This is a genomic window from Allobosea sp. GW823-FHT01F03 (assembly GCF_058798075.1).
In genome coordinates, this window is the sequence record NZ_CM179505.1 from 3,836,424 (window position 1) to 3,857,363 (window position 20,940).

The 20,940-nt window shown below is 66.3% G+C and carries 24 protein-coding genes and 1 tRNA gene; 11 read left to right on the forward strand and 14 right to left on the reverse strand.

Annotated features, from left to right (window positions below):
* Positions 1 to 91: 91 nt before the first annotated feature.
* Entirely contained in the window at positions 92 to 1,636 is a 1,545-nt protein-coding gene (locus AC3RCC_RS18425) for an undecaprenyl-phosphate glucose phosphotransferase (RefSeq protein WP_492256175.1), read from the forward strand.
* Positions 1,633 to 2,871 (forward strand): O-antigen ligase family protein, encoded by a 1,239-nt coding sequence (locus AC3RCC_RS18430; protein WP_291636468.1) that lies wholly within the window; start codon positions 1,633 to 1,635, stop codon positions 2,869 to 2,871. The genes AC3RCC_RS18425 and AC3RCC_RS18430 overlap by 4 nt, the downstream gene beginning before the upstream one ends.
* A 104-nt stretch (positions 2,872 to 2,975) precedes the next feature.
* On the opposite strand, the gene AC3RCC_RS18435 is transcribed toward AC3RCC_RS18430, so the two are convergent.
* Both AC3RCC_RS18435 and AC3RCC_RS18440 read right to left on the reverse strand, forming a co-directional pair.
* Positions 2,976 to 3,788 (reverse strand): class I SAM-dependent methyltransferase, encoded by an 813-nt coding sequence (locus tag AC3RCC_RS18435; RefSeq protein ID WP_492256176.1) that lies wholly within the window; start codon positions 3,786 to 3,788, stop codon positions 2,976 to 2,978.
* Positions 3,789 to 3,940: 152 nt separating this feature from the next.
* On the reverse strand, positions 3,941 to 5,101 hold the full coding sequence (locus AC3RCC_RS18440; protein WP_492256177.1) for a GGDEF domain-containing protein: 1,161 nt from the start codon (positions 5,099 to 5,101) through the stop codon (positions 3,941 to 3,943).
* A 290-nt stretch (positions 5,102 to 5,391) separates the two neighbouring features.
* Here AC3RCC_RS18440 and AC3RCC_RS18445 point away from each other — a divergent pair.
* The 3 genes from AC3RCC_RS18445 to AC3RCC_RS18455 all read left to right on the forward strand — a co-directional run bounded on the left by AC3RCC_RS18445 (position 5,392) and on the right by AC3RCC_RS18455 (position 6,838).
* Positions 5,392 to 5,469: transfer RNA gene (locus AC3RCC_RS18445), tRNA-Pro, on the forward strand.
* Between the two features lie 492 nt (positions 5,470 to 5,961).
* Positions 5,962 to 6,240 carry a BrnA antitoxin family protein gene (locus tag AC3RCC_RS18450; RefSeq protein WP_291636474.1) on the forward strand — a complete coding sequence of 93 codons (279 nt, stop codon included), beginning with the start codon at positions 5,962 to 5,964 and terminating at the stop codon, positions 6,238 to 6,240.
* Positions 6,241 to 6,457: 217 nt separating this feature from the next.
* On the forward strand, positions 6,458 to 6,838 hold the full coding sequence (locus AC3RCC_RS18455; RefSeq protein ID WP_492256178.1) for a hypothetical protein: 381 nt from the start codon (positions 6,458 to 6,460) through the stop codon (positions 6,836 to 6,838).
* A gap of 99 nt (positions 6,839 to 6,937) precedes the next feature.
* Here AC3RCC_RS18455 and AC3RCC_RS18460 read toward each other — a convergent pair whose 3' ends face one another.
* A complete protein-coding gene (locus tag AC3RCC_RS18460; protein ID WP_291636478.1) occupies positions 6,938 to 7,141 on the reverse strand; it encodes a hypothetical protein in 204 nt (67 codons plus the stop codon).
* Positions 7,142 to 7,268: 127 nt separating this feature from the next.
* Between AC3RCC_RS18460 and AC3RCC_RS18465 the strand changes: the two genes are divergently transcribed.
* Both AC3RCC_RS18465 and AC3RCC_RS18470 read left to right on the forward strand, forming a co-directional pair.
* Complete coding sequence (locus tag AC3RCC_RS18465; protein ID WP_492256179.1) at positions 7,269 to 8,132, forward strand: 3-oxoadipate:acetyl-CoA acetyltransferase; 864 nt, start codon at positions 7,269 to 7,271, stop codon at positions 8,130 to 8,132.
* A 75-nt stretch (positions 8,133 to 8,207) separates the two neighbouring features.
* On the forward strand, positions 8,208 to 8,345 hold the full coding sequence (locus AC3RCC_RS18470; protein WP_291636482.1) for a hypothetical protein: 138 nt from the start codon (positions 8,208 to 8,210) through the stop codon (positions 8,343 to 8,345).
* 64 nt (positions 8,346 to 8,409) lie between these two features.
* Here the strand turns inward: AC3RCC_RS18470 and AC3RCC_RS18475 are convergent, their stop codons facing one another.
* Together AC3RCC_RS18475 and AC3RCC_RS18480 are read right to left on the reverse strand one after the other, a co-directional pair.
* Positions 8,410 to 9,039 (reverse strand): alpha/beta hydrolase, encoded by a 630-nt coding sequence (locus AC3RCC_RS18475; protein ID WP_492256180.1) that lies wholly within the window; start codon positions 9,037 to 9,039, stop codon positions 8,410 to 8,412.
* A 68-nt stretch (positions 9,040 to 9,107) separates the two neighbouring features.
* Positions 9,108 to 10,040 (reverse strand): ring-cleaving dioxygenase, encoded by a 933-nt coding sequence (locus AC3RCC_RS18480; RefSeq protein ID WP_492256181.1) that lies wholly within the window; start codon positions 10,038 to 10,040, stop codon positions 9,108 to 9,110.
* 197 nt (positions 10,041 to 10,237) lie between these two features.
* Here AC3RCC_RS18480 and AC3RCC_RS18485 point away from each other — a divergent pair, with 197 nt between their 5' ends.
* From AC3RCC_RS18485 to AC3RCC_RS18495, 3 genes are all read left to right on the forward strand, one after another.
* The gene (locus tag AC3RCC_RS18485; protein ID WP_291636488.1) at positions 10,238 to 10,663 is read left to right on the forward strand and encodes a DoxX family protein; all 426 of its coding nucleotides are present in this window, start codon (positions 10,238 to 10,240) and stop codon (positions 10,661 to 10,663) included.
* Between the two features lie 103 nt (positions 10,664 to 10,766).
* Positions 10,767 to 11,726, forward strand: a complete 960-nt coding sequence (locus tag AC3RCC_RS18490) for a LysR family transcriptional regulator (protein ID WP_492256182.1) — start codon at positions 10,767 to 10,769, stop codon at positions 11,724 to 11,726.
* Between the two features lie 86 nt (positions 11,727 to 11,812).
* Positions 11,813 to 11,980 carry a hypothetical protein gene (locus AC3RCC_RS18495; RefSeq protein WP_291636492.1) on the forward strand — a complete coding sequence of 56 codons (168 nt, stop codon included), beginning with the start codon at positions 11,813 to 11,815 and terminating at the stop codon, positions 11,978 to 11,980.
* 42 nt (positions 11,981 to 12,022) lie between these two features.
* Here AC3RCC_RS18495 and AC3RCC_RS18500 read toward each other — a convergent pair whose 3' ends face one another.
* The 6 genes from AC3RCC_RS18500 to AC3RCC_RS18525 all read right to left on the reverse strand — a co-directional run bounded on the left by AC3RCC_RS18500 (position 12,023) and on the right by AC3RCC_RS18525 (position 16,508).
* Positions 12,023 to 12,607 (reverse strand): MerR family transcriptional regulator, encoded by a 585-nt coding sequence (locus AC3RCC_RS18500; RefSeq protein WP_465247488.1) that lies wholly within the window; start codon positions 12,605 to 12,607, stop codon positions 12,023 to 12,025.
* 2 nt (positions 12,608 to 12,609) lie between these two features.
* The gene (locus AC3RCC_RS18505) at positions 12,610 to 12,924 is read right to left on the reverse strand and encodes an integration host factor subunit alpha (protein ID WP_291636494.1); all 315 of its coding nucleotides are present in this window, start codon (positions 12,922 to 12,924) and stop codon (positions 12,610 to 12,612) included.
* Between the two features lie 322 nt (positions 12,925 to 13,246).
* Entirely contained in the window at positions 13,247 to 14,224 is a 978-nt protein-coding gene (locus AC3RCC_RS18510) for a beta-ketoacyl-ACP synthase III (RefSeq protein ID WP_452118091.1), read from the reverse strand.
* 17 nt (positions 14,225 to 14,241) lie between these two features.
* The gene (plsX, locus tag AC3RCC_RS18515; protein ID WP_291636498.1) at positions 14,242 to 15,306 is read right to left on the reverse strand and encodes a phosphate acyltransferase PlsX; all 1,065 of its coding nucleotides are present in this window, start codon (positions 15,304 to 15,306) and stop codon (positions 14,242 to 14,244) included.
* 111 nt (positions 15,307 to 15,417) lie between these two features.
* A complete protein-coding gene (locus AC3RCC_RS18520) occupies positions 15,418 to 15,972 on the reverse strand; it encodes a YceD family protein (RefSeq protein WP_492256183.1) in 555 nt (184 codons plus the stop codon).
* On the reverse strand, positions 15,969 to 16,508 hold the full coding sequence (locus AC3RCC_RS18525; RefSeq protein WP_492258800.1) for a ubiquinol-cytochrome C chaperone family protein: 540 nt from the start codon (positions 16,506 to 16,508) through the stop codon (positions 15,969 to 15,971). The genes AC3RCC_RS18520 and AC3RCC_RS18525 overlap by 4 nt, the downstream gene beginning before the upstream one ends.
* A 120-nt stretch (positions 16,509 to 16,628) precedes the next feature.
* Here AC3RCC_RS18525 and AC3RCC_RS18530 point away from each other — a divergent pair, with 120 nt between their 5' ends.
* Positions 16,629 to 17,120 (forward strand): outer membrane protein assembly factor BamE, encoded by a 492-nt coding sequence (locus AC3RCC_RS18530; protein ID WP_291636504.1) that lies wholly within the window; start codon positions 16,629 to 16,631, stop codon positions 17,118 to 17,120.
* A gap of 74 nt (positions 17,121 to 17,194) precedes the next feature.
* Here the strand turns inward: AC3RCC_RS18530 and AC3RCC_RS18535 are convergent, their stop codons facing one another.
* The 3 genes from AC3RCC_RS18535 to AC3RCC_RS18545 all read right to left on the reverse strand — a co-directional run bounded on the left by AC3RCC_RS18535 (position 17,195) and on the right by AC3RCC_RS18545 (position 20,752).
* Positions 17,195 to 18,115 (reverse strand): DMT family transporter, encoded by a 921-nt coding sequence (locus AC3RCC_RS18535; RefSeq protein WP_492256184.1) that lies wholly within the window; start codon positions 18,113 to 18,115, stop codon positions 17,195 to 17,197.
* A gap of 100 nt (positions 18,116 to 18,215) precedes the next feature.
* The gene (locus AC3RCC_RS18540; RefSeq protein ID WP_492256185.1) at positions 18,216 to 18,371 is read right to left on the reverse strand and encodes a hypothetical protein; all 156 of its coding nucleotides are present in this window, start codon (positions 18,369 to 18,371) and stop codon (positions 18,216 to 18,218) included.
* A gap of 224 nt (positions 18,372 to 18,595) precedes the next feature.
* Positions 18,596 to 20,752 carry a sodium-translocating pyrophosphatase gene (locus AC3RCC_RS18545; protein ID WP_492256186.1) on the reverse strand — a complete coding sequence of 719 codons (2,157 nt, stop codon included), beginning with the start codon at positions 20,750 to 20,752 and terminating at the stop codon, positions 18,596 to 18,598.
* Between the last annotated feature and the right edge of the window lie 188 nt (positions 20,753 to 20,940).

Genomic DNA, 20,940 nt, shown 5'->3' on the forward strand with positions numbered 1-20,940 from the left:
AGCGGCGGGTTAAACCTTCCGAGAGCAATTTGCGCTAGTCGACTGCCGATGCCCGAGCCTTTGGCGCGAGCAGGCGGAGAGGATGGACGAGATGGGCGCTTTCGACGTTCGCGACCTGATCAAGGCGGATTCGGCCGGCCCCGCGCAGGACGGCTCGCCCGCTTCCGGCTCGACCCGCGCCTTCCACCCGCTGGCCGAGCGGATCGCCGCCATGCCGGTCAAACGCACGCTGTCGCCGGTGCTGATCGAGGGGCTCGTCCGGCTCGCCGACCTGCTCGTCGTCGCCGGCACCGGGGGCCTGATCTTCTGGCTCTATGCCGCCGGCCGCGTCGACAGCGCCCTGCCCTACCAGCTCAGCATCCCGCTGATGGCCATCGGCACTCTCGCCGTCTTCCAGGCGCTGCATCTCTATCATGTCGGCGCGCTGCGCAATTTCGTCAGCATGGCGGTGCGGGTGACCGCCGGCTGGACCATGCTGTTCCTACTGGCGCTGGCGGTGTTCTTCTTCCTCAAGATCGGCGACCAGGTCTCGCGCGTCTGGCTGGCCGGCTTCTATGCCGGTGGCCTGGCGCTGCTGCTGGCCGAGCGGCTGGCGGCCTCGCTGATCGTGCTGCGCCTGACCCGTCTCGGCCGGCTGGAGCGGCGTACCGCGATCGTCGGAGGCGGCCCGGCCGGCGAGGAACTGATCAAGGCGCTCGAAGCACAGCGCGACACCGGCCTGCGAGTCTGCGGCGTCTTCGACGACCGCAATGACGATCGCTCGCCCGATCTCGTCGCCGGCTATCCCAAGCTCGGCACCATCGACGACCTCGTCGAATTCGCCCGCCGCACCAAGCTCGACCTCGTGATCTTCACCCTGCCGATTTCGGCGGAGGCACGGCTGTTGACCATGCTGCGCAAGCTCTGGGTCCTGCCGATCGACATCCGGCTCTCGGCCCATATGTCGAAGCTGCGCTTCCGGCCACGCTCCTACTCCTATATCGGCGCCGTCCCGGTGCTCGACGTCTTCGACCGGCCGATCGCCGACTGGGACATCGTCGTCAAATGGCTGTTCGACAAGGTCGTCGGCATGCTCGCCCTGATCCTGCTCTCGCCGCTGATGCTGGCGACGGCGATCGCGGTCAAGCTCGACTCCAAGGGCCCGATCCTGTTCCGCCAGAAGCGCTACGGCTTCAACAACGAGCTGATCGAAGTGCTGAAATTCCGCTCGCTCTATCACGAGATGAGCGATTTCGCCGCCGCCAAGCAGGTCACCAAGGATGATCCGCGCGTCACCCGTGTCGGCCGCTTCATCCGCAAGACCTCGATCGACGAGCTGCCCCAGCTCTTCAACGTCGTGTTCAAGGGCAATCTCTCGCTGGTCGGCCCGCGCCCGCATGCCATCCACGCCACCGCCTCGAACCGCGCCTATGAGCAGGTGGTCGACGGCTATTTCGCCCGCCACAAGGTCAAGCCGGGGATCACCGGCTGGGCGCAGATCAATGGCTGGCGCGGCGAGACCGACACCGAGGACAAGATCCAGCGCCGCGTCGAGCACGACCTGTACTATATCGAGAACTGGTCGGTGCTGCTCGACCTCTACATCCTGATCAAGACGCCGCTCTCGCTGCTGACCAAGAACGAGAACGCCTATTGAGCGCGCTGGCGGAAAGCGGCGAGGCCGGAGGCCGCGGCCGAGGCGGGCTGCAGATTTCCTATGCCGCAATCAAGCGCAGCACGCTCTGGCTGCTGACCGCCTCGAGTGGCTTTGCCCTGATCGAGCCCTCGCCCTACGAATTCGTCTTCCTGATCACGCTGTTCGTCTTCGCGCTGACCGGCATCCGCTTCTCGCAGAAGCTGCTGCCGCTGGCGTTGCTGCTGCTGCTCTACAATCTCGGCGGCGTCTTCTCGCTGCTACCCTGGATGGACGAGGCCCCCTCCGTCCGCTTCACCGCCGTTTCGGTCTATCTGATGCTGACGGCGATCTTCTTCGCCGCGATCATGGCCGATGACCCGCTCGGGCGCCTCGACACCCTGCGCAAGGGCTATCTCTTCTCGGCCTGGTGCGCGGGCTTTGCCGGTCTGCTCGGCTATTTCGACATCGCCGGACTCGGCAGCGTGCTCGCGCTCTACGGCCGCGCCTCGGGCACCTTCAAGGACCCGAACGTGCTCGGTCCCTTCCTGGTGCTGCCGATCGTCTACACGCTGCACGCCGTGCTCACCGGGCGGATCGGCCTGATCAAGGGCTTCCTGCTGATGAGCGTGCCGCTGCTCGCACTCTTCCTCAGCTTTTCGCGCGGCGCCTGGGCCAACCTCGTCGCCGCGACGATGATGATGACGGCGCTGGCCTTCCTGACCTCGCCGAGCAGCACGCAACGCACGCGCATCGTCTTCCTGACCCTGGTCTCGCTGGTGCTCGTCATCGTCGCGATGCTGATCGCGTTGTCCTTCGAGAACATCCGCAGCGTCTTCGAGATCCGCGCCAGCCTCGACCAGGACTACGACCAGGGCGTCACCGGCCGCTTCGGCAACCAGTTGCGCTCGATCCCGCTATTGCTCGACCTGCCCAACGGCTTCGGCCCGCTGCGCTTCCGCTGGTATTTCCCGGAAGACCCGCACAATGTCTACATCAACGCCTTCGCCTCCTATGGCTGGCTCGGCGGCGTGTCGTTCCTGGCGCTGATGGCCGCAACCTGCCTCGCCGGCTGGCGTGTCGCCCTGCGCCGCTCGCCCTGGCAGGGCCATGCGATCGTGCTCTGGTCGGTGCTGTTCGTCACGATCCTGCAGGGCCTGCAGATCGACACCGATCACTGGCGCCATTTCTACCTGATGCTCGGCCTGGTCTGGGGCCTGGCGGTGCTCAGCCCGGCGACGCCGCCACGCGGGGACTAGATCGCCGCGCGTCCGATCGGACGCGAGATGGCGATCCAACCCTTTGTTCAAACGTCGGACCCGCGCGAAGAACGGGTTCCGCTTTCCGGCCCGATGCTCCGGCGTCAGCGCTCCTTGCGGACGACCACATAGGCATAGGTCGTCACGAACTCCCAGCCGGTCCTGGCCGCGAGCCGGTTGAAGAGGTCGTCGACCTGGCGCAGCCCCGGCATCCGCTCGAAATAGCCATGGCCCCAGAAGGGCTGGACATGAATGTCGCTGAAGCCGGCGCGGTTCAGCATCGGCGCCAATCTGGAACGGCTGCCGCGGCACCAATCGTAGAAGGCCGGGAATTTCGGGTCGCCGCCACCGTCGCGCCTGGCCGGGAAAAGCGCGTGCACGATGGCGCGCGAAGCCTTCTCGGGCAGGACATGGTTGAGCGCGAAAACCGGCGCCCAGAGCGTCGGCACGAAGGCGAGGCCAATGCCGCCGGGCGCCAGCAGGGCGTGGATGTTGCGCCAGGCGCGCTCGACGTCGTCGACATGCTCGAAGACCATGCGCGAGACCATCATGTCATAGCCGCCGCGTGCGATGTCCGGCTCCGAAAGATCGCCGGCGATGTCGAAGCGGGCGGTTCGCAGGCCTTTCGGCGCCAGGGCGAGCTCGCCGGCATCAATGTCGTTGACCACCAAATCGAGGCCATAGCGCTGGGCTTCCTGCGGCGAGAACAGCGGATCACGCCCCCCACCGATCTCGCAGAGTCGCGCCAGGCCGAACTGGTGCGCCAGCGCCAGGATCGTCGCTTCATAGTGGTCCCAGGCCCAGCGCGAATGCCAGTCGGGAGCAAGCCCTGTGAAGAAGCTTTCGAGCGAGCCCCGGCCGGCCCCGGCCGCGGCACGCGCCGGATGCAGTCCGCGATCAGCCAGTGCCATCGACATGACGATGCCCTCGCATCTTCGGTTTCAAGGCCCGAACATGCGAGGACATCGGCGCGGGCGCAACCGGATGCTTAAGAAAAGGTAAAGATCCATGGTTAAGGAGCGGCGGCTCCCTGTGGAGACGCAGTGTCGTCCAGCTCTCTCCGCGCGCCTCAGGCTGCGAGCTTGACCTGATTGCGACCGGAGGCCTTCGCCGCGTACAGGGCCTCGTCCGCGCGGCGCAACAGCGCATTGAAATCCGCATCCTGCGTCCGGCAGACCGCCACGCCGACGGAGACGGTGACGGGCACGCTGAGCGCCCCGACGGCGAAGGGATCGAGCCGCACGGCAGCGCGAAGACGTTCGGCGGCGGCTTCGGCTTCGACCGAGCCAGCGCCCTCGAGCAGGACCACGAACTCCTCGCCCCCGGTCCTGGCGACGAGATCGCCATCGCGCAGCGCCGCCTTGAGCCGCCGGCCGACATGCCGGAGCGCGATGTCGCCGACCTCGTGTCCGTGCTGATCATTGACCGCCTTGAAGCGATCGATATCGATCACCGCGATCGCGAATTCCTCCCGGCGGGCACGCGCTGTCTTGAAACGCTGCGCGCCGGCCTCCGAAAGGGTGCGCCGATTCGGAAGCCCGGTCAGGTAGTCGGTCGACGCAGCGCGCTCCCATTGCCGGCGGATACGGTCCGAGCACATCAGCAGGAAGGCGGTGGTCCCGATCACCGGCAAGGTCGCCGCCAGCATCGGCGTGGCGAGGTTCATCCAGCTCGCATTGTCGGCGATGCTGAAATCAGGACCGATTCTCAGCGTGACATAATGGACCAGCCGCAGGGTCGTGAACAAAAAGACGCCCACGAAAATCCCGAGAAGCATGCGCCGGCTCAAGGCGTCGTCTCGACCGGCGCCCTGCCAGAGAATCAGGGCGCTCTTTCCCATCAGAACCAGCCAGGCTGCGGAAATGATCACGATCCGGCTCTCGGTATCCGGCTGAAAGGCGGAAAACCAGAAGACCCCGAGCGTCCCCAGAGCCGCCGGAAGCCACAGCAGGGCGCGCGGCGCGCGCTCGTAGAAGGCGCAAAGCGCCCGATAATAGGCGGTCAGCCCCAGCAGGATCAGGGCGTTCGAGAGCGTCACGGTCAAGGTCAGCGGCAGGAGCGGCTGGACGGCGAACAACGAGCAGCCGCAGGCGACGAGCAAGGTACCCGACTGCCAGTTCCGCGCAGCCGGCCGCAGCGTAACCGGCAGATCGCCATGCATGAACCCCAGCACCGTGCCATTGGCCAGCATCATCAGGGAGGCCGCGATAAAAGCAGTACTGGAGTCCATGTCGAATATCGCTCCTGGACCGCGCTGTCCCGTGCCTCGAAGGGCAGCGTCTTCCAGCATCCCCTGTATCAAGCCATTCTTTCCGAGACCTTGCCGGCTCGCCTCGACATCTCGTCCTTCCCCTTGAGCAGATCGGTGGCAGAGAAGGCGACGCGTCCGCATCCGCCGTCGCTTGGCGGAGAAACCCACCATGCCGCACCGGCGCGGCGCTTCGTCCCAACGAAGATTTGCCTGCCATGCCCATCTGGTGCGTTGCATCGCGGCGGCAGCGCCTCTATAAGCCGACGCGTCGGAGCGTAGCGCAGCCCGGTTAGCGCACTTGTCTGGGGGACAAGGGGTCGGAGGTTCGAATCCTCTCGCTCCGACCATATTACCGGCCGAAGTACCGGCTGGTTCGAAAGCGGCGCCGTCAGGCGCCGTTGTCGTTTGTGGGATCGATCGGGTATTCCTGCCGCCAGAGCCCGCCAAACCGCTGGGACATAGCGAGCCGAACAGTCTGTGGCGCGGCTCCCCTGACGGAACTCCCGTCCCACGACGCCTTCGTCCTGCAATCCGGGCACGCTGCCCGGCCGCCAGCCCTTCCCACCCCTGCCGCTCCTGCCGCCTCGCCCGCTGCCGAGCCACGACTTCCGTCGCCGACACGGAGATTGACGCAAGCCATTGAGCGTACTAGATTTTTCTAGAACTCTCTGACCGTGCGACCCCATAAGCGTGGCAGGAGGTTTCGTTTCGAGCGCCTTGCGGAGCTTCAGAGCCGGATTGCTGGGGGTCGCATCCAGCTGCTCAGATCGACCAGATTCGACAAGGCCGGCCGACTCCGGAGCAGTTCGGCCGCTGCACCTGCATCAGAGGCACGGACCATGAGCCAAGACAGAACCCGCCGGCCGAGCGATCCGCGCAAACTCGCCGAGGCGCTGTTCAAGCCGGCGCCGCCCAAGGCGCCGACGCCAAAGCCGGCGGCACTGCCAGGCACGCGCGAAATGGTGACGCTGCGGATCGAACGCGCGGTGCTCGAACATTTTCAGAGCGCGGGGCCGGGCTGGCAGGACCGGATCAATGCGGTGCTGCGCGAGGCTGCCGGCATCGGCGGCAGCGAGGGGCTGACGCCGGAGGAACTCAACTCCTCGAATGACGGCTGAACATCGGGCGCACGCCGCCGCCGGCGCGTGCCCTGCCGAGACGCGTTTGCGCCTGAATCCCCGCCTCCTGGCAAGCACCGCCGCACGGTCGTTCGGCAGGCCTTTCGGCGCGCGGCGCATTCAGGCGCCATTCAGCGCCCTGGAACAATCATCCTCACAGAAGGTTGGCAAACCGACGGGGGCCACCAGCCGCCTCAAGTGAAGGGTTAGACATCCGATGAACCGACGCCTTCTGATCGTGGGCCTCGTTGCCGGTCTCGCCGTGGCCGCCCCCGCTCTTTCCGGCGGAGCGCTTGCCGCGCCCGACCGGTCAGAACCGGTCCGAATCGAGGAACTCGACCAGCTTCCTGCAGCCTATGCCCGGCACAACCGCGAGCACCGGATGTGGGAGATCCAGCGGAATCTGGAATGGCAGCAGCGCGCGCGGGGGCGCCACCAGGGCTATGGACCTCGCCAAGGCTATGGTTACGAACGTGGCCGCTATGGCTACGAACGCGCCCCGCGCCATTACCGCCAGCCGGGCTATGAGCGCGGCTGGGGCGGTGGCTACGGGCCGGGCTTCAACAACCCGAATTCGGGGTCGGGCTACAGCCGCTAGATGGCCGCGAGCCCTGTCGGATGCAGGCTGGCCCCATAGCGATGCGCGGGCGGCCAAGCCCGAGGCTACGAACGGAACCTGCCGGCCGCCTGCCCTCGATCAGTCGGGCTCGCGCTCTGGCGGGCGTTTGGCGATCTCGGCCGGAGTGATGCCCAGGCGCCGGCTGCGACGCACCAGCGTCCTGAGCAGGCCGGCGAAGACGATCGCCAATGGCAGCGCCATTACGGCATTGCCGTCGAAGGCCAGCCAGAGCGCCGTCGCGACCGTGGCCAGCATCGCCAAGGCGATGAACAAGGTGACCATGGCAGCAAGGTGAACCCGAGGCGGGCCAGCCGCAAGCAGGCGCCTCGCTGGTACGGCGCGGCCGGCCCGCCTTTGCCAGCAGGGCGGGAATCAATTTCACTGAGGGCCTCGTGAAAGGCCGCCAGCGATGACCCTGCCCTGCATCGTCACAGTCGCGATCACCGGCTCGCTGCCGACGAAACGCGACAACCCGGCGGTGCCAATCAGCATCGCCGAGCAGATCGAGTCGACCCAGGCCGCGTTCGAGGCCGGTGCGAGCCTCGTCCATTGCCATGTCCGCAATGAAGCGGGCCTGCCAACCTCCGATCCCGAGCGCTTCGGCCGGCTGCTCGAGGGGCTGCGCCGGCATTGCCCCGGCATGATCGTGCAGTTCTCGACCGGCGGCCGTTCCGGTGCCGGGCGCGAGCGCGGCGGCATGATCCCGCTTCGTCCCGACATGGCTTCACTCTCCACCGGCTCCTGCAATTTCCCGACGCGGGTCTACGAGAACAGCCCCGAACTTGTCGACTGGCTCGCCGCCGAGATGAAGGCCTATGGCGTCAAGCCGGAGATCGAAGCTTTCGACCTGTCGATGATCTTCAAGGCGGCTGAGATGAGCGCCGCCGGGGCGATCACGGGGCCGCTCCATGTGCAGTTCGTGATGGGCGTGAGGAACGCCATGCCGGTCGACCGAGCCGTGTTCGAGTTCTACATCGCGACCCTGAAGCGCCTGGCGCCGGATGCGACCTGGACCGGTGCCGGCATCGGCCGCGACCAGATCACGCTCAATCGCTGGTCGCTCGAACTCGGCGGCCATTGCCGGACGGGTCTGGAGGACAATGTCCGGCTCGATCGCGAGACCCTTGCTCCCTCCAACGCAGCCCTGGTGGAGAGAATCGTCGCGCTCTGCCCGGAATACGGCCGTCGCCCAGCGACCGCGGCGGAGGCACGGCAACTGCTGAGCCTGCCGCCACCAGTTAAGGAAATGCCCGCAAATGCAGGATTTCGTTAACTTGTTTTGTTCAAATGCGGTTCAGCGGGTCAACTCTATCTTTATGATGATGCCCCATCAGAGGAGGTTGTCATCATGATCCTGGATTGGCGCAACGGCCTCATGCTCGGCTTCATCGCGGCGGTGTTCGTCGCCTGCCTGTTCGGCCCCTATATGATCTCGGTCATTCTCGGCGGGCTCGGACTGATGTGCTATCTCTCGAAGCACGTGTGACCGAGCCCCCGCCGGGCAAGTCAGGCCCGGCGGCATCCCATGACAACCAGACGACACAGCCCTATCAGGCCGCCTGCACCCTGCGACCCTGCAGCCATTTCTCGACGAGACCGATATCCGCCTGCGAGAGGCCGTGCCCCGCTGGCAGGACATGATGCTCGACGTCGGCCCCTGCCCTTTCCAATGTCGCAGCAAGACCGGCGGCATTGTCCGCCGGGATGATCGGGTCGAGCCGGCCCGAGAGCAGCAGCACGGGCTTGCCTGAAAGCCTGGCCTCCGGCGCCTTGGCGAACGGCGCCATCGCCCGCAGTAGGACCGCGCCGGCGAGCGCCTCGGGGCGAAGCAGCAGCAGCGCCGCCGCAATGTTGGCGCCATTGGAGAAACCGAGCGCCATCGGCGCCGGCAAACCGTATCGCGTCCGCGCCTCGGCGATGAAATCCGCCAGTTCATGCGTGCGCCGTGTCAGATCGGCCTCGTCGAAAATCCCCTCCGAAAGCCGGCGGAAGAAGCGCGGCAAGCTGCCCTCGAGCACCCGGCCGCGCGGCGAGAGCAATGCCGCTCCCGGCAGGACGGCGCGGCCGAGCGGCAAGAGATCGTTCTCGTCGCCGCCGGTGCCGTGGAGCAGCAAAAGCGGCGACAGGCCCGGCGCGGTCGCCGGCTCGAAGCGATGGATGAAGCCAGTGGGTTCGCCCATGACAGGGTCTCCTTCGATGCTGGAACGGTAGGATCGGCGCCTCGCCAGAGGCGACGTGCGGGTCTGGTTCAGGCGAGGGTCGGCAGCAGGGCCTCGATCTCGCCGCGGCGCATCTCGTATTGCGGCGGCAGCTTGAGCTCATGGCCGAGGTGCTCCGCAGGCTCATCGGCGGCAAAGCCCGGCGCATCGGTCGCGATCTCGAACAATACGCCGCCGGGTTCGCGGAAGTAGACGGAGCGGAAATAGTTCCGGTCCCTCTGCCCGGTGGTGCGCAGGCCGAACCTGTCGGACAAGGTCTTCACCATCCGCGCCTGCTCGGCATCGTCATGCGCGCGGAACGCGACATGGTGGACCGAGCCACCGCCGAGGCGGGCAGGCAGAGAGCCGCGGCCCTCGCGCAGGTCGACGATTCCGCCGTGGACGGTGTTGGCGGCCCGCATCCGGACGATGCCGTTCTCGCGCCCGCCCTCGGCAAAGCCGAAGACCTCCGAGAGGATCGCCGCCGTCGGCCCGGTCTCGGCCAGGAGCAGGGTGACGCCGTGCAAGCCGCGGATCGCGGATGCGACAGGCACCTCGCCATTGTCCCAGGCCGGCTCGCTGTCGCTGCCGGGAACCGCGACGAGGGCAAGGCGCATGCCGTCCGGATCGCGGAAGGCGAGTACGGCTTCCCCGAACCGGCGCTCCGGCGCCTCATGCACGACGCCATGGGCGGCAAGTCGCTGCGTCCAGTAGTCGAGTGCGGTCGCGGGGATGCGGAACGCAGTCTCCTGCGTCTCGCCGACGCCGAGCCGGCCGGGCGCGACATGCTCCCAGGGGAAGAAGGTCAGGATCGTGCTGGGCGCGCCATCGGCGTCGCCGAAATAAAGGTGCCATGTCGTCGGATCGTCGAAATTGACGGTCTTCTTGACCAGGCGCAGGCCGAGGACACGGCTGTAGAAATCGAGATTGCGGCGCGCCGGGCCGGCAATGGCGGTGACATGGTGGATGCCGTTGATCTGCATTGTGGCGGTCCTTCCGGGCTGCAGAGCGCCGCCCTCATTGACGCCAAGATGGTGATCACGAGTCTCCTGGCCAGTCCGATAACATTGCGATTTCGCAATTGAATCATCGTAACATTCCAATTTGAATTGCACGACAGCAGCATGCATCTTCCTCCGCAGATCGACCGGCCTTCCCTCTCGACCTTCGGAGCACCATCATGATCGACACCCGTCTCGCCCCCTATGGCGCCCTCGGCCTGCGCGTCGCGCTCGGCCTGATGTTCATCGCCCACGCCTATCTCAAACTCGCGATCTTCACCGTGCCGGGCTTCGCCGGCTTCCTCGGCCAGCTCGGCCTGCCTGGTTTCCTGGCCTGGCCGATCATCCTCGCCGAACTCGTCGGTGGCCTCGCCATCCTGACCGGCTTCTACGGCCGCTATGTCTCGCTGGCGCTGCTGCCGGTCCTGCTCGGCGCGCTCGCCGTCCACGCCCCCAATGGCTGGCTCTTCACCGCGCCGAACGGCGGCTGGGAGTATCCGGCCTTTCTCGCCCTGACGGCCTTCGCCCATGTGCTGATCGGCGACGGCGCCCTCGCCCTGCGCTCCGGCCCGCTCCCGGGCTTGCGCCAGGCGGCCCTTGCCTGAGCCGCCGATTTCCGGCTGAACGGGCGGCGGGTTGCTGCAACCCGCCGCCCGCACCATTTTACGGGAACCCGTTCACGGGCGCCCTGCCCCCGGAGCCGACGCCTTGCCGAACCCGCCCTACACAGTCGCCTGGGACGATTTCCGACTGATCAAGGCGATCGCCGAGGCCCGCAGCCTGCCGGCGGCGGCAGAACTGATCGGGCTCAACCATTCGACGGTGTTTCGCCGCCTCGGCCAGATCGAGGAAGCGCTCGGCACGCGCCTGTTCGAGCGTCATCGCAGCGGCTATGTGACGACGCCGGCCGGCGAGGAGATGGCGGCCCTGGCGGAACGGCTCGACCATGACATCACCGGCTTCACACGCCGCCTCGCCGGGCGCGAGATCCTTCCTGCCGGCGAGTTGCGCGTCACCACCAATGATTCCCTGCTGGTCGAGCTGCTGACGCCGCTCTTCAGCGCCTTCATGCGGCAATGCCCCGACATCCGGCTCGACGTCCTGCTCGGCAACCAGGCCCTCAACCTCAGCAAGCGCGACGCCGACGTCGCCATTCGTGCCACCGACACGCCGCCGGAAAACCTCGTCGGCCGGCGTGCCGCACGGATCGGCTGGGCTCTCTATGGACGCGGCGAGGATTTCCCGGAAGGTCCGCCCGCCGAGCAGAGCAAGCTCGCGCAGGCGCGCTGGGTTTCGCTCAACGACCAGTTCGGTGCCTTCAAAGTCGTGCAATACGTACAGAAGCACATCGAGCCGGAGCGCGTCGTCTACAAGCTAAACACGGTGCTCGGCCTGGCCGAGGCCGTCGAGGCCGGGATCGGGATCGGCTTCCTGCCCTGCTTCATCGGCGACAAGCGCCCCGGGTTGAAGCGTCTCGGGCCCCCACAGGCCGGCTATGCCGCCGATCTCTGGCTCCTGACCCATCCGGATCTGCGTCAGGCTCCGCGCGTGCGGCTGTTCCTCGATTTCATGGCGAGCGAGCTCACCCGCCTGCGGCCATTGGTCGAAGGCGTGCCCGAGGCAGCGATCCAGCAGGGCGCAAACGTCCCGGCCTCACAAGAGGACTGAACGGGCCGCGGCTCACACCGCCGGAAATGCGCTGCTTCCTGTCTTTGATGTTTCCATCGAGCTGTGCTGCGCCCTAGACTGCAGCCATGGAAATCGCGATCCCACTCATCATGGGGCTGACGCTGATCTGGCTGATCGGCCGCGGCACGCCATGGAACGCCAAGCTCATGACGCTCGTGGTGACGCTCGCCGTGATCGTCGCGATCCTGCTGCTGGAGCGCAATGGCTTCTGGCCCGACGCCTTCCGGCGCTGAGGCGGGCGGGCGAAGGCCCGCCATGACCGCCCGCCGGCCCCGTCAGACTTCTTCGGCGCTCTCAGCGGTGCTCAAGGCCCCATGCAGCAGGCGCCGGCACTCCGCGAGCTCGTGCAATGTCGCCTTGAGGAAAGCCAGGTCGTCCTGGCTGGGCCATTCCGGCTGGGACGCTTGCGGCGATGAAGAGAGCAGCGCTCTTGCAGCAAAACCCGGTTCGCCGGCCGGCCGCGACTGTGACGCAGCGGCCTCACCGGCAGCCGCCATTCCGGTCGAAACCGCGGCGGGCCGCATCGCAGCACCGGGCTGCGGCGCAATCTCGGCTCCACGGCCGATCGCCTGGACATGGCGCGGCCCCTGCTCCTTGAGAATCCGCTGCAGGCCCTTGATCGTGTAGCCCTCGCCATAGAGCAGGCGGCGGATGCCCTTGAGCAGGGCGACATCGTCGGGGCGGTAATAGCGTCGGCCGCCACCGCGCTTCAGCGGCTTGATCTGGGAGAAGCGCGTCTCCCAGAAGCGCAGCACATGCTGGGGTATGTCGAGATCTTCGGCGACCTCGCTGATCGTACGGAAAGCGTCTGGGCTCTTGGTGTCCAATTCGGCCTCGGTATCGCCGTTGTGGAACTCCAGGCTCACTCCTCGTCACCCTCGCCATTCTGCCCGTTGATCCGGGCCTTCATCACGTTCGAGGGCTTGAATACCATCACGCGACGCGGCTCGATCGGAACTTCTACGCCAGTCTTGGGATTACGCCCGATTCGCTCGCCCTTGTCGCGCACGACGAAGGAGCCGAACGAAGAAAGTTTGACGTTCTCGCCACGCGCCACGGCGTCGCAGATCTCGTCGAGGACCGCTTCGACGAGCTTGGACGATTCCGTCCGCGACAGGCCGATCTTCTGATAGACCGCCTCGCACAGGTCCGCGCGCGTCACAGTTTGCCCTGCCATCAGCTCCCTCCAAAGGCGTTACCGAGCAGCCACTACCTTGTCGAAGCATCACGCACCGGAATAGCGGATGCCAGAACCGGGCGCTTCCGGACGGGCGCAGCAGCGCTCCGATCCGAGACTCGCATGCGGCTCTCAACCAAGTGTCGGCACGGGCGCGCTCTGGATGACCGCCCCCGCATTTTCGCCTTCTGCTCTAGGCGCCAAGGTCATTCCGGTCAATCCTCGCGCCGCACGCAAGGGTTGAATTCTTGATATTCACCAGCAATTTACGTCAAAAAAAAGCGATAAATCGAAACAACTTAGCTAAAAGGCCGAGAGGGCGTCACCAGCGGATCAGGGCGGAGCCCCAGGTGAAGCCGCCCCCCATCGCCTCGATCAACACGAGCTGGCCGCGCTTGATCCGCCCATCAGCATGGGCTTCGGCGAGGGCAAGCGGAATCGAGGCCGCCGAAGTGTTGCCATGCCGATCGACGGTGATGACGACCCGGTCCTCGCCGATGCCGAGCTTGTGGGCGGTGGCGTCGATGATGCGGCGATTGGCCTGATGCGGCACGAACCAGTCGATATCGTCTCCGGAAAGCCCGGTCTCCTCGAAGGTGTGGCGCACGGTCTCGGCGAGGTTGATCACCGCGTGCTTGAAGACCTCCCGGCCCTCCATGCGCAGGAACCCGACCGTCTTGGTCGAGCCGGGCCCGCCATCGACATAGAGCTTGTTCTTGTAGCGCCCGTCGGAGCGGATATGGGTGGTCAGCACGCCGCGATCGGCCAGGGTGCCTTCGCCACGCTCGGCGGTGAGCACCACGGCGCCAGCGCCATCGCCGAAGAGCACGCAGGTGGTGCGATCCTCCCAGTCGAGGATGCGCGAGAAGGTCTCGGCGCCGATGACCAGCGCCGCCTTGGCGGCACCGCTCGTCAGGAATTTGTCGGCGGTAGCGAGGCCGAAGACGAAGCCGGAGCAGACCGCCTGCAGGTCGAAGGCCGCGCCATGCGTGATGCCGAGATCGGCCTGGATCTGCGTCGCGGTCGCCGGGAAGGTGTTGTCGGGCGTCGCCGTCGCGACGATGATCAGATCGATCTCGCTGGCGTCGATACCGGCATCGGCGAGCGCCGCCTGGGCCGCCTTCAGCCCGAGCGTCGCAGTGGTTTCGCCCTCGGCCGCGACGCGACGCTCGCGAATCCCGGTTCGCTGAACGATCCACTCGTCGGTGGTGTCAACCTTCTTGGCCAGATCGGCGTTGCTGACGATCTGCGCCGGCAAATAGGAGCCGCAGCCGCGCAGGACGGATCGCAGGATGGACAAAGGAGCGTCTCTCTTCCCTATTCGCTGACGGCCGTCTGCATGCTCTTCGGGCTCGCATCCGGGCGCGAGGTCGCCGCGACCATCTCGCGCACCTTCGCCATCAGGTTCTCTCGTGCCATCTCGTAGCCCATTTCGGCGGCACTGGCGAACCCGATCGCATCCGTGCCGCCATGGCTCTTGATGACGATGCCTTCCAGGCCGAGGAAGACGCCGCCATTGACCTTGCGCGGGTCCATCTTGTCCTTGAGCGCCGAGAAGGCACCACGCGCGAAGAGATAGCCGATCTTCGACATCAGCGACCGGCTCATCGCGGCGCGCAGATATTCGCCGATCTGCCGGGCCGTGCCCTCGGCGGTCTTCAGGGCGATATTGCCGGTGAAACCTTCGGTGACGACGACGTCGACCGTGCCCTTGCCGAGATCATCGCCCTCGACGAAGCCCTGATAGTCGAGATGGGCGAGATTGGCCTCGCGCAGGATGCGGCCGGCTTCCTTGACCGCCTCGACGCCCTTGATCTCCTCGACCCCGACATTGAGCAGGCCGACACTCGGGCGATCGATGTCGAAGACGACGCGCGCCATGGCCGCGCCCATCACGGCGAGATCGACCAGATGCTGCGCATCGGCACCGATGGTCGCACCGACATCGAGCACGACGCTTTCGCCGCGCACCGTCGGCCACAGGCAGGCGATCGCCGGGCGGTCGACCTGCGGCATCGACTTCAGGCAGAATTTCGACATCGCCATCAGCGCGCCGGTGTTGCCGGCCGAGATGGTGACATCGGCCTCGCCGGTCTTGGTCGCGTCGATGGCGCGCCACATCGAGGATTTGTAGCGGCCATAGCGCAGCGCCTGGCTCGGCTTGTCGTCCATTTTCACGGAGACGTCCGTGTGGTGGAAGACGGTGGCGGCCTTGAGCTTGGGATGCGCGTCGAGCAGCGGCTCGACGATCGCCTGATCGCCGAAGATCACGAATTTGGCGTCGGGGCGGCGCTCCAGCGTGAGGGCGGCGCCGGGGATGACGATGGACGGACCGTGGTCGCCGCCCATCGCATCGAGCGCGAGTGTAACCGGACGTGTCATGAGGAGGCGATCAGTTCCAGGGGCGGCGCCCCTGGCTGGAGCGGCTCGACGCGGCCGGACAATAGCGAGTTGAACGCGAGCCGCAAGAAAAAGCGGCGACCAGGGCCGGGATCATTCCTCCCCCTTCAGGCGTGCCAGCGCCGCGAAAGGCGATTCGGGGGCAGCTTCAGGCGCAAGCTCGTCGAAGCTGGCGCCGGGCTTGCGCGGATAGGGGTCGAGCGCCAGCGCCAGGAATTCGAGGGTGATCGCGCCGAGATCGATGACGCCGTCGACGATCGGCTCCGGCGGATCTTCCTCATTGAGCAGGACTTCGATGTCGATCTCGCCTTCGCCTTGGTCGGCCCCGGCCGCGGCGGCGATCTCCGCCTCCGGCAGGAAGTCGAGCTTGACCGGCACGGTCAGCGCGACGGGAAAGGCCTCGAGCGAGACGACGCAAATCTGGTGTAAGGCCGCGCCGATCTTGCCTTCGAGCTTGACCCGATCGCCATTGCGGGACAGCGAATAGCTCGCTTTCAGCGACTCCAGCGAAGCGACGCCGAGATGGCGCGCGATCGTGGCGAAATCGGATTGCGGCGCCGCGAGCTCGAAGGTCATCGGCCGCAGCGTGATGGTCTCGACGCGAACGGGATGGCGCAGCGGCAACGCGTCCTTGCTGGCGGAACTCATTTGGACAGGCTGCTCTCGAACTTGGGAAAAATCGGATCGGCGGCGAGGATACCGTCGAGATCGAGGGTCGCCAACTGTGCCGCTACGGCACGAGCATGGCGGGCGAGCGCCTCGGCATCAGCCTGTGGCGCAATGTTCCGACTCAGCGCGACGGCGAGTGCGTCGGGCCCGGCAGTCGCCGCGAGCGCCTCCTCATAGGCGCCGACCCGGCCATAGAAGCTGCGGCCGATCTTCTTCAAGCGCTTGGGCACCGAGACATCGCCGACGCCACCCTGGCGAAAGCCGAGCTCAAGATAGCTGAAATTGGCGTCGACGAGGTCCTGGGCCACGTCCGCCGCCGGTTCGGGCAGCTCGCGCAGCCGCCGCAGGACCAGGAAGACATGAAGCGTCAGCGCCTCGAAGCGACCCTCGAAATCATCGGGCACGCCGCCTTCCAGATAGAGCGCGGGCTCGCGCGAAGCGGCGACAATACGCCCGAGCAAGGCGTTGACCGGCACCATCCGGTCGGCCCTTCTGCCGAACAGACCGAAAATCACCGCCGCCACCCCGCTGTTTGCGCTCGCCTTGCCAAAGCCATGCTCGGGCGTTACGCCAAGCATACCCCTCATGACAAGCGCGGCCTCGCTGTCGCGTGCCTGCCGTTGGACCCTCTCCGCATGACTGCTCCGACCCGCCGCACTGTCCTGATCGGCTCGCTCGCCGCCATGTTGCCGCTCGCCGCCTGCAGCGGCACCAATCTCGGCTTTCGCGTCCCGACCTCCGCCGGCCTGAACGAAGAATTCACGCGCGGCTTCGTCATGGATGACGATCTCATCGCCAAGGTCAGGCCGGGCATGGATGTGCAGACGGTGCTGACCACGCTCGGCACGCCTTCGACGACCTCGACCGTCGGCAACCGCACCTTCTACTACATCAGCCAGACCGTGCGCAGGCGCTTCCAGTTCCAGGACTTCACGGTGATCGATCAGCGCGTGCTGGTGATCTATTTCAACAAAGCCTTCAAGGTCGAGCGCATCGCCAATTACGGCCTGCAGGACGGCGTGATCTTCGACTTCATCAGCCGCACCACCCCGACCGGCGGCGAGGAGCAGAGCTTCCTGCGCAACCTGTTCCGCGGCGTCACCAAGTTCAATCCGCTCGGCTCCTGAGCGAATCTGCTCAACGGCGACATTAGAAAAGCCCTGAGGCACTGCCGCAGGGCTTTTCTGTGCTCAGCGCTCGCTCAACTCGTGGGTGGCTTGCGCCCCGGCAGTGTCATCGCAAACACGCCGATTACGACCAGCGCGAGCCCGGCCCAGGCGGTCGGGCTCAGGCGCTCGTCGAGAAAGATCACGCCGATGGCGACCCCGGTCGGCACGCGCAGATAGGCGACAGAAGTCGCCCCGACCGTGCCGAGCCGGTCGATCAGCCGGAAATAGATGATGAAGGCGAGCGCGGTCGAGAACAGCGACAAGGCCAGCAGCGCCTGGATCGAGCTGGCCGACGGCGCGAGCGTCCAAGGCCGGTCGACGAGCAGGCTGAAGGGGATCAGGATCGCAGCGCCGCAGATCAGCGAGCCCGCCGCCGGCATGATCGGATCGAGCCCCTTGAAGTTGCGGCCGAACAGCGCCGCGCCGCCATAGCAGGCCGCGGCCGCAACCAGAGCAAGCTGCGCCCAGAGCTCGCGGCCGAAACCCGACAGCGCCTCGACGCCGATGATCAGGCAGACTCCAAGCATGCCGGCGGCGACGCCGAAGAGCTTGCGCCCGGCGGCCGCCTCGGCGCGGAAGAACAGCAGGCTCAGCAGGAAAGCGAAGATCGGCGAGCCGGCGTTCAGGATCGAAGCCAGGCCGGCCTCGACGCTGGTCTCCGCCCAGGCGATCAGCGTGAAGGGCACGGCGCTGTTCAGGCAAGCCTGGATCAGGAAGCGTCGCCAGATCGCGGGATCGCGCGGCAGCGCCAGCCTACGCAGCCGGATGACGACGAGGAGAATCGTGCCGGCGATCAAGGTCCGCGCCGCGATCAGCGTCAGCGGCGGGATTGTCTCGACGCCGAGCCTGATGAAGCTGTAGGAGGCGCCCCAGAGCGTCGCCAGCGTGAGCAGCAGGACAAGATCCGTCGCATGTCCGGAACGTGCGGGAGCTGAAGCGGCTGGCGCGGTCATCGGATCCTCCTTGGTTGGGCGGACCATGACAGCTGGCAGCGCGCAGGTCGTGCGGGAACGCTACGGTCGCGACCGTAGGTTTCTGAGCCTTGGCGACCTCTCAGCGAAGCATGACAAGCACGACGATCGCCGCTGCGATCCAGAAGAACAGGCCATACCAGCCGGCCATGGTCGCCTCGAGCTGGCAGGAGCCGTCGGCAGCGCGCGCGAAGCCGAGGCAGTTGTGCCGCTGCGGCCCGGCGCGAAGGGGTTGCACGCGAACTCTTCCGAACGTCACGATCGGAACAAGCAGGCGCGCGGTCGCGTAGCCGAGAACATCCAGAAGGATACTGCCGATCAGGTCAATCAGGTCGGAGCTCCGAAATTGATTCAAGCTGCTGAGAACTTGATTCTCGTTCGCCTTTCAAACCGTTCACAACACAATGAAAAACCCCGCGGATCGCTCCGCGGGGCCAAGCCATGCTCGAGCGAGCTAGCCGCTCACGAGTGCGCCAGGATGGCGAGCAGCAGGAGCGCGATGATGTTGGTGATCTTGATCGCGGGGTTCACGGCGGGGCCCGCCGTGTCCTTGTAGGGGTCGCCGACGGTGTCGCCGGTGACGGAAGCCTTGTGCGCCTCGGAGCCCTTGAGATGGCGCACGCCGTCCTTATCGACGAAGCCGTCCTCGAAGCTCTTCTTGGCATTGTCCCAGGCGCCGCCGCCGGAGGTCATCGAGATCGCGACGAAGATGCCGGTGACGATGACGCCCATCAGCATGGCGCCAACCGCGGCGAAAGCCTGGTTCTTGCCGGCGATGGCGTTGATGACGAAGAAGGTGACAAAGGGTGCCAGCACCGGCAGGAGCGACGGCACGACCATTTCCTTGATCGCAGCCTTGGTCAGAAGGTCGACGGCACGGGCATAGTCCGGCCGTTCCGTGCCTGCCATGATGCCCGGCTTCTCCTTGAACTGCCGGCGGACCTCCTCGACCACAGAGCCGGCAGCCCGGCCGACGGCCGTCATGCCCATGCCACCGAAGAGGAAGGGGATCAGGCCACCGAGCAGCAGGCCGACGACGACGAAGGGGTTCGACAGCGAGAAATCGACGCTGACGCCCTTGAAGTACTGGAAGGTCGTCGAGCCCGCCTTGTTGGCCTCGGCCACGAAGTAGTTGAGGTCCGAGGTATAGGCGGCGAACAGCACCAGCGCGCCGAGCCCCGCCGAGCCGATCGCATAGCCCTTGGTGATCGCCTTGGTGGTGTTGCCGACCGCATCGAGCGCGTCGGTAGACTGGCGGACCTCCTTGGGCAGGCCGGCCATCTCGGCGATGCCGCCGGCATTGTCGGTGACCGGGCCGAAGGCGTCGAGCGCGACGACGACGCCGGCGAGCGCCAGCATGGCGGTGGTGGCAATGGCGATGCCGAACAGGCCGGCGAGGCCATAGGCGACGATGATGCCGGCGATGATCACGATGGTCGGCAGCGCCGTCGATTCCAGGGACACCGCAAGGCCCTGAATGACGTTGGTGCCGTGGCCGGTGACCGAGGCCTGGGCGATCGAGACCACCGGGCGCTTGCCGGTGCCGGTGTAGTATTCGGTGATGACGACGATCAGCAGCGTCACGGCGAGACCGACCAGCGAGCAGGCGAAGAGGCCGCCCGAGGTGAAGGCGACGCCCTGCCCCGTGGTGAACTGGGTGCCGAAACCGCCGAACATCACATGCGTCACCGCCGCGATCGCACCGATCGAGAGCACGCCGGCGGCGATGAAGCCCTTGTAGAGCGCGCCCATGATCGACTGGTTGGCGCCGAGCTTGACGAAGAAGGTGCCGATGATCGAGGTCACGACGCAGGCCGCGCCGATCGCCATCGGATACAGCATCATCGTGTTGAGAACCGGCTGGCCGGCGAAGAAGATCGCGGCGAGCACCATGGTCGCGACCAGGGTCACGGCATAGGTCTCGAACAGGTCGGCGGCCATGCCGGCGCAGTCGCCGACATTGTCGCCGACATTGTCGGCGATGGTCGCCGGATTGCGCGGATCGTCCTCGGGAATGCCGGCCTCGACCTTGCCGACGAGGTCGGCGCCGACATCGGCGCCCTTGGTGAAGATACCGCCGCCGAGACGGGCGAAGATCGAGATCAGCGAGGCGCCGAAGCCAAGCGCCACCAGCGAATCGATGACGACGCGGCTGGAGGGCGCGAAGCCCTTCATCGAGGTCAGGAAGCCGTAATAGACGGCGACGCCGAGCAGAGCGAGGCCGGCGACCAGCATGCCGGTGACCGCGCCGGCCTTGAAGGCGACGTCGAGCCCCTGGCCGAGCGACTGCATCGCCGCCTGGGCGGTGCGGACATTGGCGCGCACCGAGACGTTCATGCCGATGAAGCCCGCGACGCCGGAAAGCACGGCGCCGATCAGGAAGCCGATGCCGACATAGGCCCCGAGCAGCCAGGTGAGGCCGACGAAGAGCACGACGCCGACCATGGCGATGGTGACGTATTGCCGCTTGAGATAAGCCTGCGCGCCCTCTGCGACAGCGCCGGAAATCTCCTGCATGCGCTGATTGCCGGCGTCGCGTTTCATCACGTCGCTATAGGCCCAGATGCCGTAGACGATCGAAAGCGCACTCAGAAGTATGATGATGAGCAAGGCCGACATCGACTTTCCTGTCCCTGAGATCTGCATCTGGGGCAGGACGCCCCGACGGAGCCGGCTTGTCGCCGGTCTGTTGAACGCCAGGGACTGCTCTTCCGGGCTCTAGAATCGCGCCCGTAGCGCCGATCGCCAGTGTCTGCCGAATTGTTGCCAAGTTTCCGACGGAATCGCAAACCCGACCGCTGACAATT

What these genes read in the sequence shown, in the direction of transcription:
- AC3RCC_RS18425 (WP_492256175.1), top strand. Translation starts at nt 92, where the DNA reads ATGGGCGCTTTCGACGTTCGCGACCTGATCAAGGCGGATTCGGCCGGC.
- AC3RCC_RS18435 (WP_492256176.1), bottom strand. Translation starts at nt 3,788, where the DNA reads ATGTCGATGGCACTGGCTGATCGCGGACTGCATCCGGCGCGTGCCGCG.
- AC3RCC_RS18440 (WP_492256177.1), bottom strand. Translation starts at nt 5,101, where the DNA reads ATGGACTCCAGTACTGCTTTTATCGCGGCCTCCCTGATGATGCTGGCC.
- AC3RCC_RS18450 (WP_291636474.1), top strand. Translation starts at nt 5,962, where the DNA reads ATGAGCCAAGACAGAACCCGCCGGCCGAGCGATCCGCGCAAACTCGCC.
- AC3RCC_RS18455 (WP_492256178.1), top strand. Translation starts at nt 6,458, where the DNA reads ATGAACCGACGCCTTCTGATCGTGGGCCTCGTTGCCGGTCTCGCCGTG.
- AC3RCC_RS18460 (WP_291636478.1), bottom strand. Translation starts at nt 7,141, where the DNA reads ATGGTCACCTTGTTCATCGCCTTGGCGATGCTGGCCACGGTCGCGACG.
- AC3RCC_RS18465 (WP_492256179.1), top strand. Translation starts at nt 7,269, where the DNA reads ATGACCCTGCCCTGCATCGTCACAGTCGCGATCACCGGCTCGCTGCCG.
- AC3RCC_RS18470 (WP_291636482.1), top strand. Translation starts at nt 8,208, where the DNA reads ATGATCCTGGATTGGCGCAACGGCCTCATGCTCGGCTTCATCGCGGCG.
- AC3RCC_RS18475 (WP_492256180.1), bottom strand. Translation starts at nt 9,039, where the DNA reads ATGGGCGAACCCACTGGCTTCATCCATCGCTTCGAGCCGGCGACCGCG.
- AC3RCC_RS18480 (WP_492256181.1), bottom strand. Translation starts at nt 10,040, where the DNA reads ATGCAGATCAACGGCATCCACCATGTCACCGCCATTGCCGGCCCGGCG.
- AC3RCC_RS18485 (WP_291636488.1), top strand. Translation starts at nt 10,238, where the DNA reads ATGATCGACACCCGTCTCGCCCCCTATGGCGCCCTCGGCCTGCGCGTC.
- AC3RCC_RS18495 (WP_291636492.1), top strand. Translation starts at nt 11,813, where the DNA reads ATGGAAATCGCGATCCCACTCATCATGGGGCTGACGCTGATCTGGCTG.
- AC3RCC_RS18505 (WP_291636494.1), bottom strand. Translation starts at nt 12,924, where the DNA reads ATGGCAGGGCAAACTGTGACGCGCGCGGACCTGTGCGAGGCGGTCTAT.
- plsX (WP_291636498.1), bottom strand. Translation starts at nt 15,306, where the DNA reads ATGACACGTCCGGTTACACTCGCGCTCGATGCGATGGGCGGCGACCAC.
- AC3RCC_RS18520 (WP_492256183.1), bottom strand. Translation starts at nt 15,972, where the DNA reads ATGAGTTCCGCCAGCAAGGACGCGTTGCCGCTGCGCCATCCCGTTCGC.
- AC3RCC_RS18530 (WP_291636504.1), top strand. Translation starts at nt 16,629, where the DNA reads ATGACTGCTCCGACCCGCCGCACTGTCCTGATCGGCTCGCTCGCCGCC.
- AC3RCC_RS18535 (WP_492256184.1), bottom strand. Translation starts at nt 18,115, where the DNA reads ATGACCGCGCCAGCCGCTTCAGCTCCCGCACGTTCCGGACATGCGACG.
- AC3RCC_RS18545 (WP_492256186.1), bottom strand. Translation starts at nt 20,752, where the DNA reads ATGTCGGCCTTGCTCATCATCATACTTCTGAGTGCGCTTTCGATCGTC.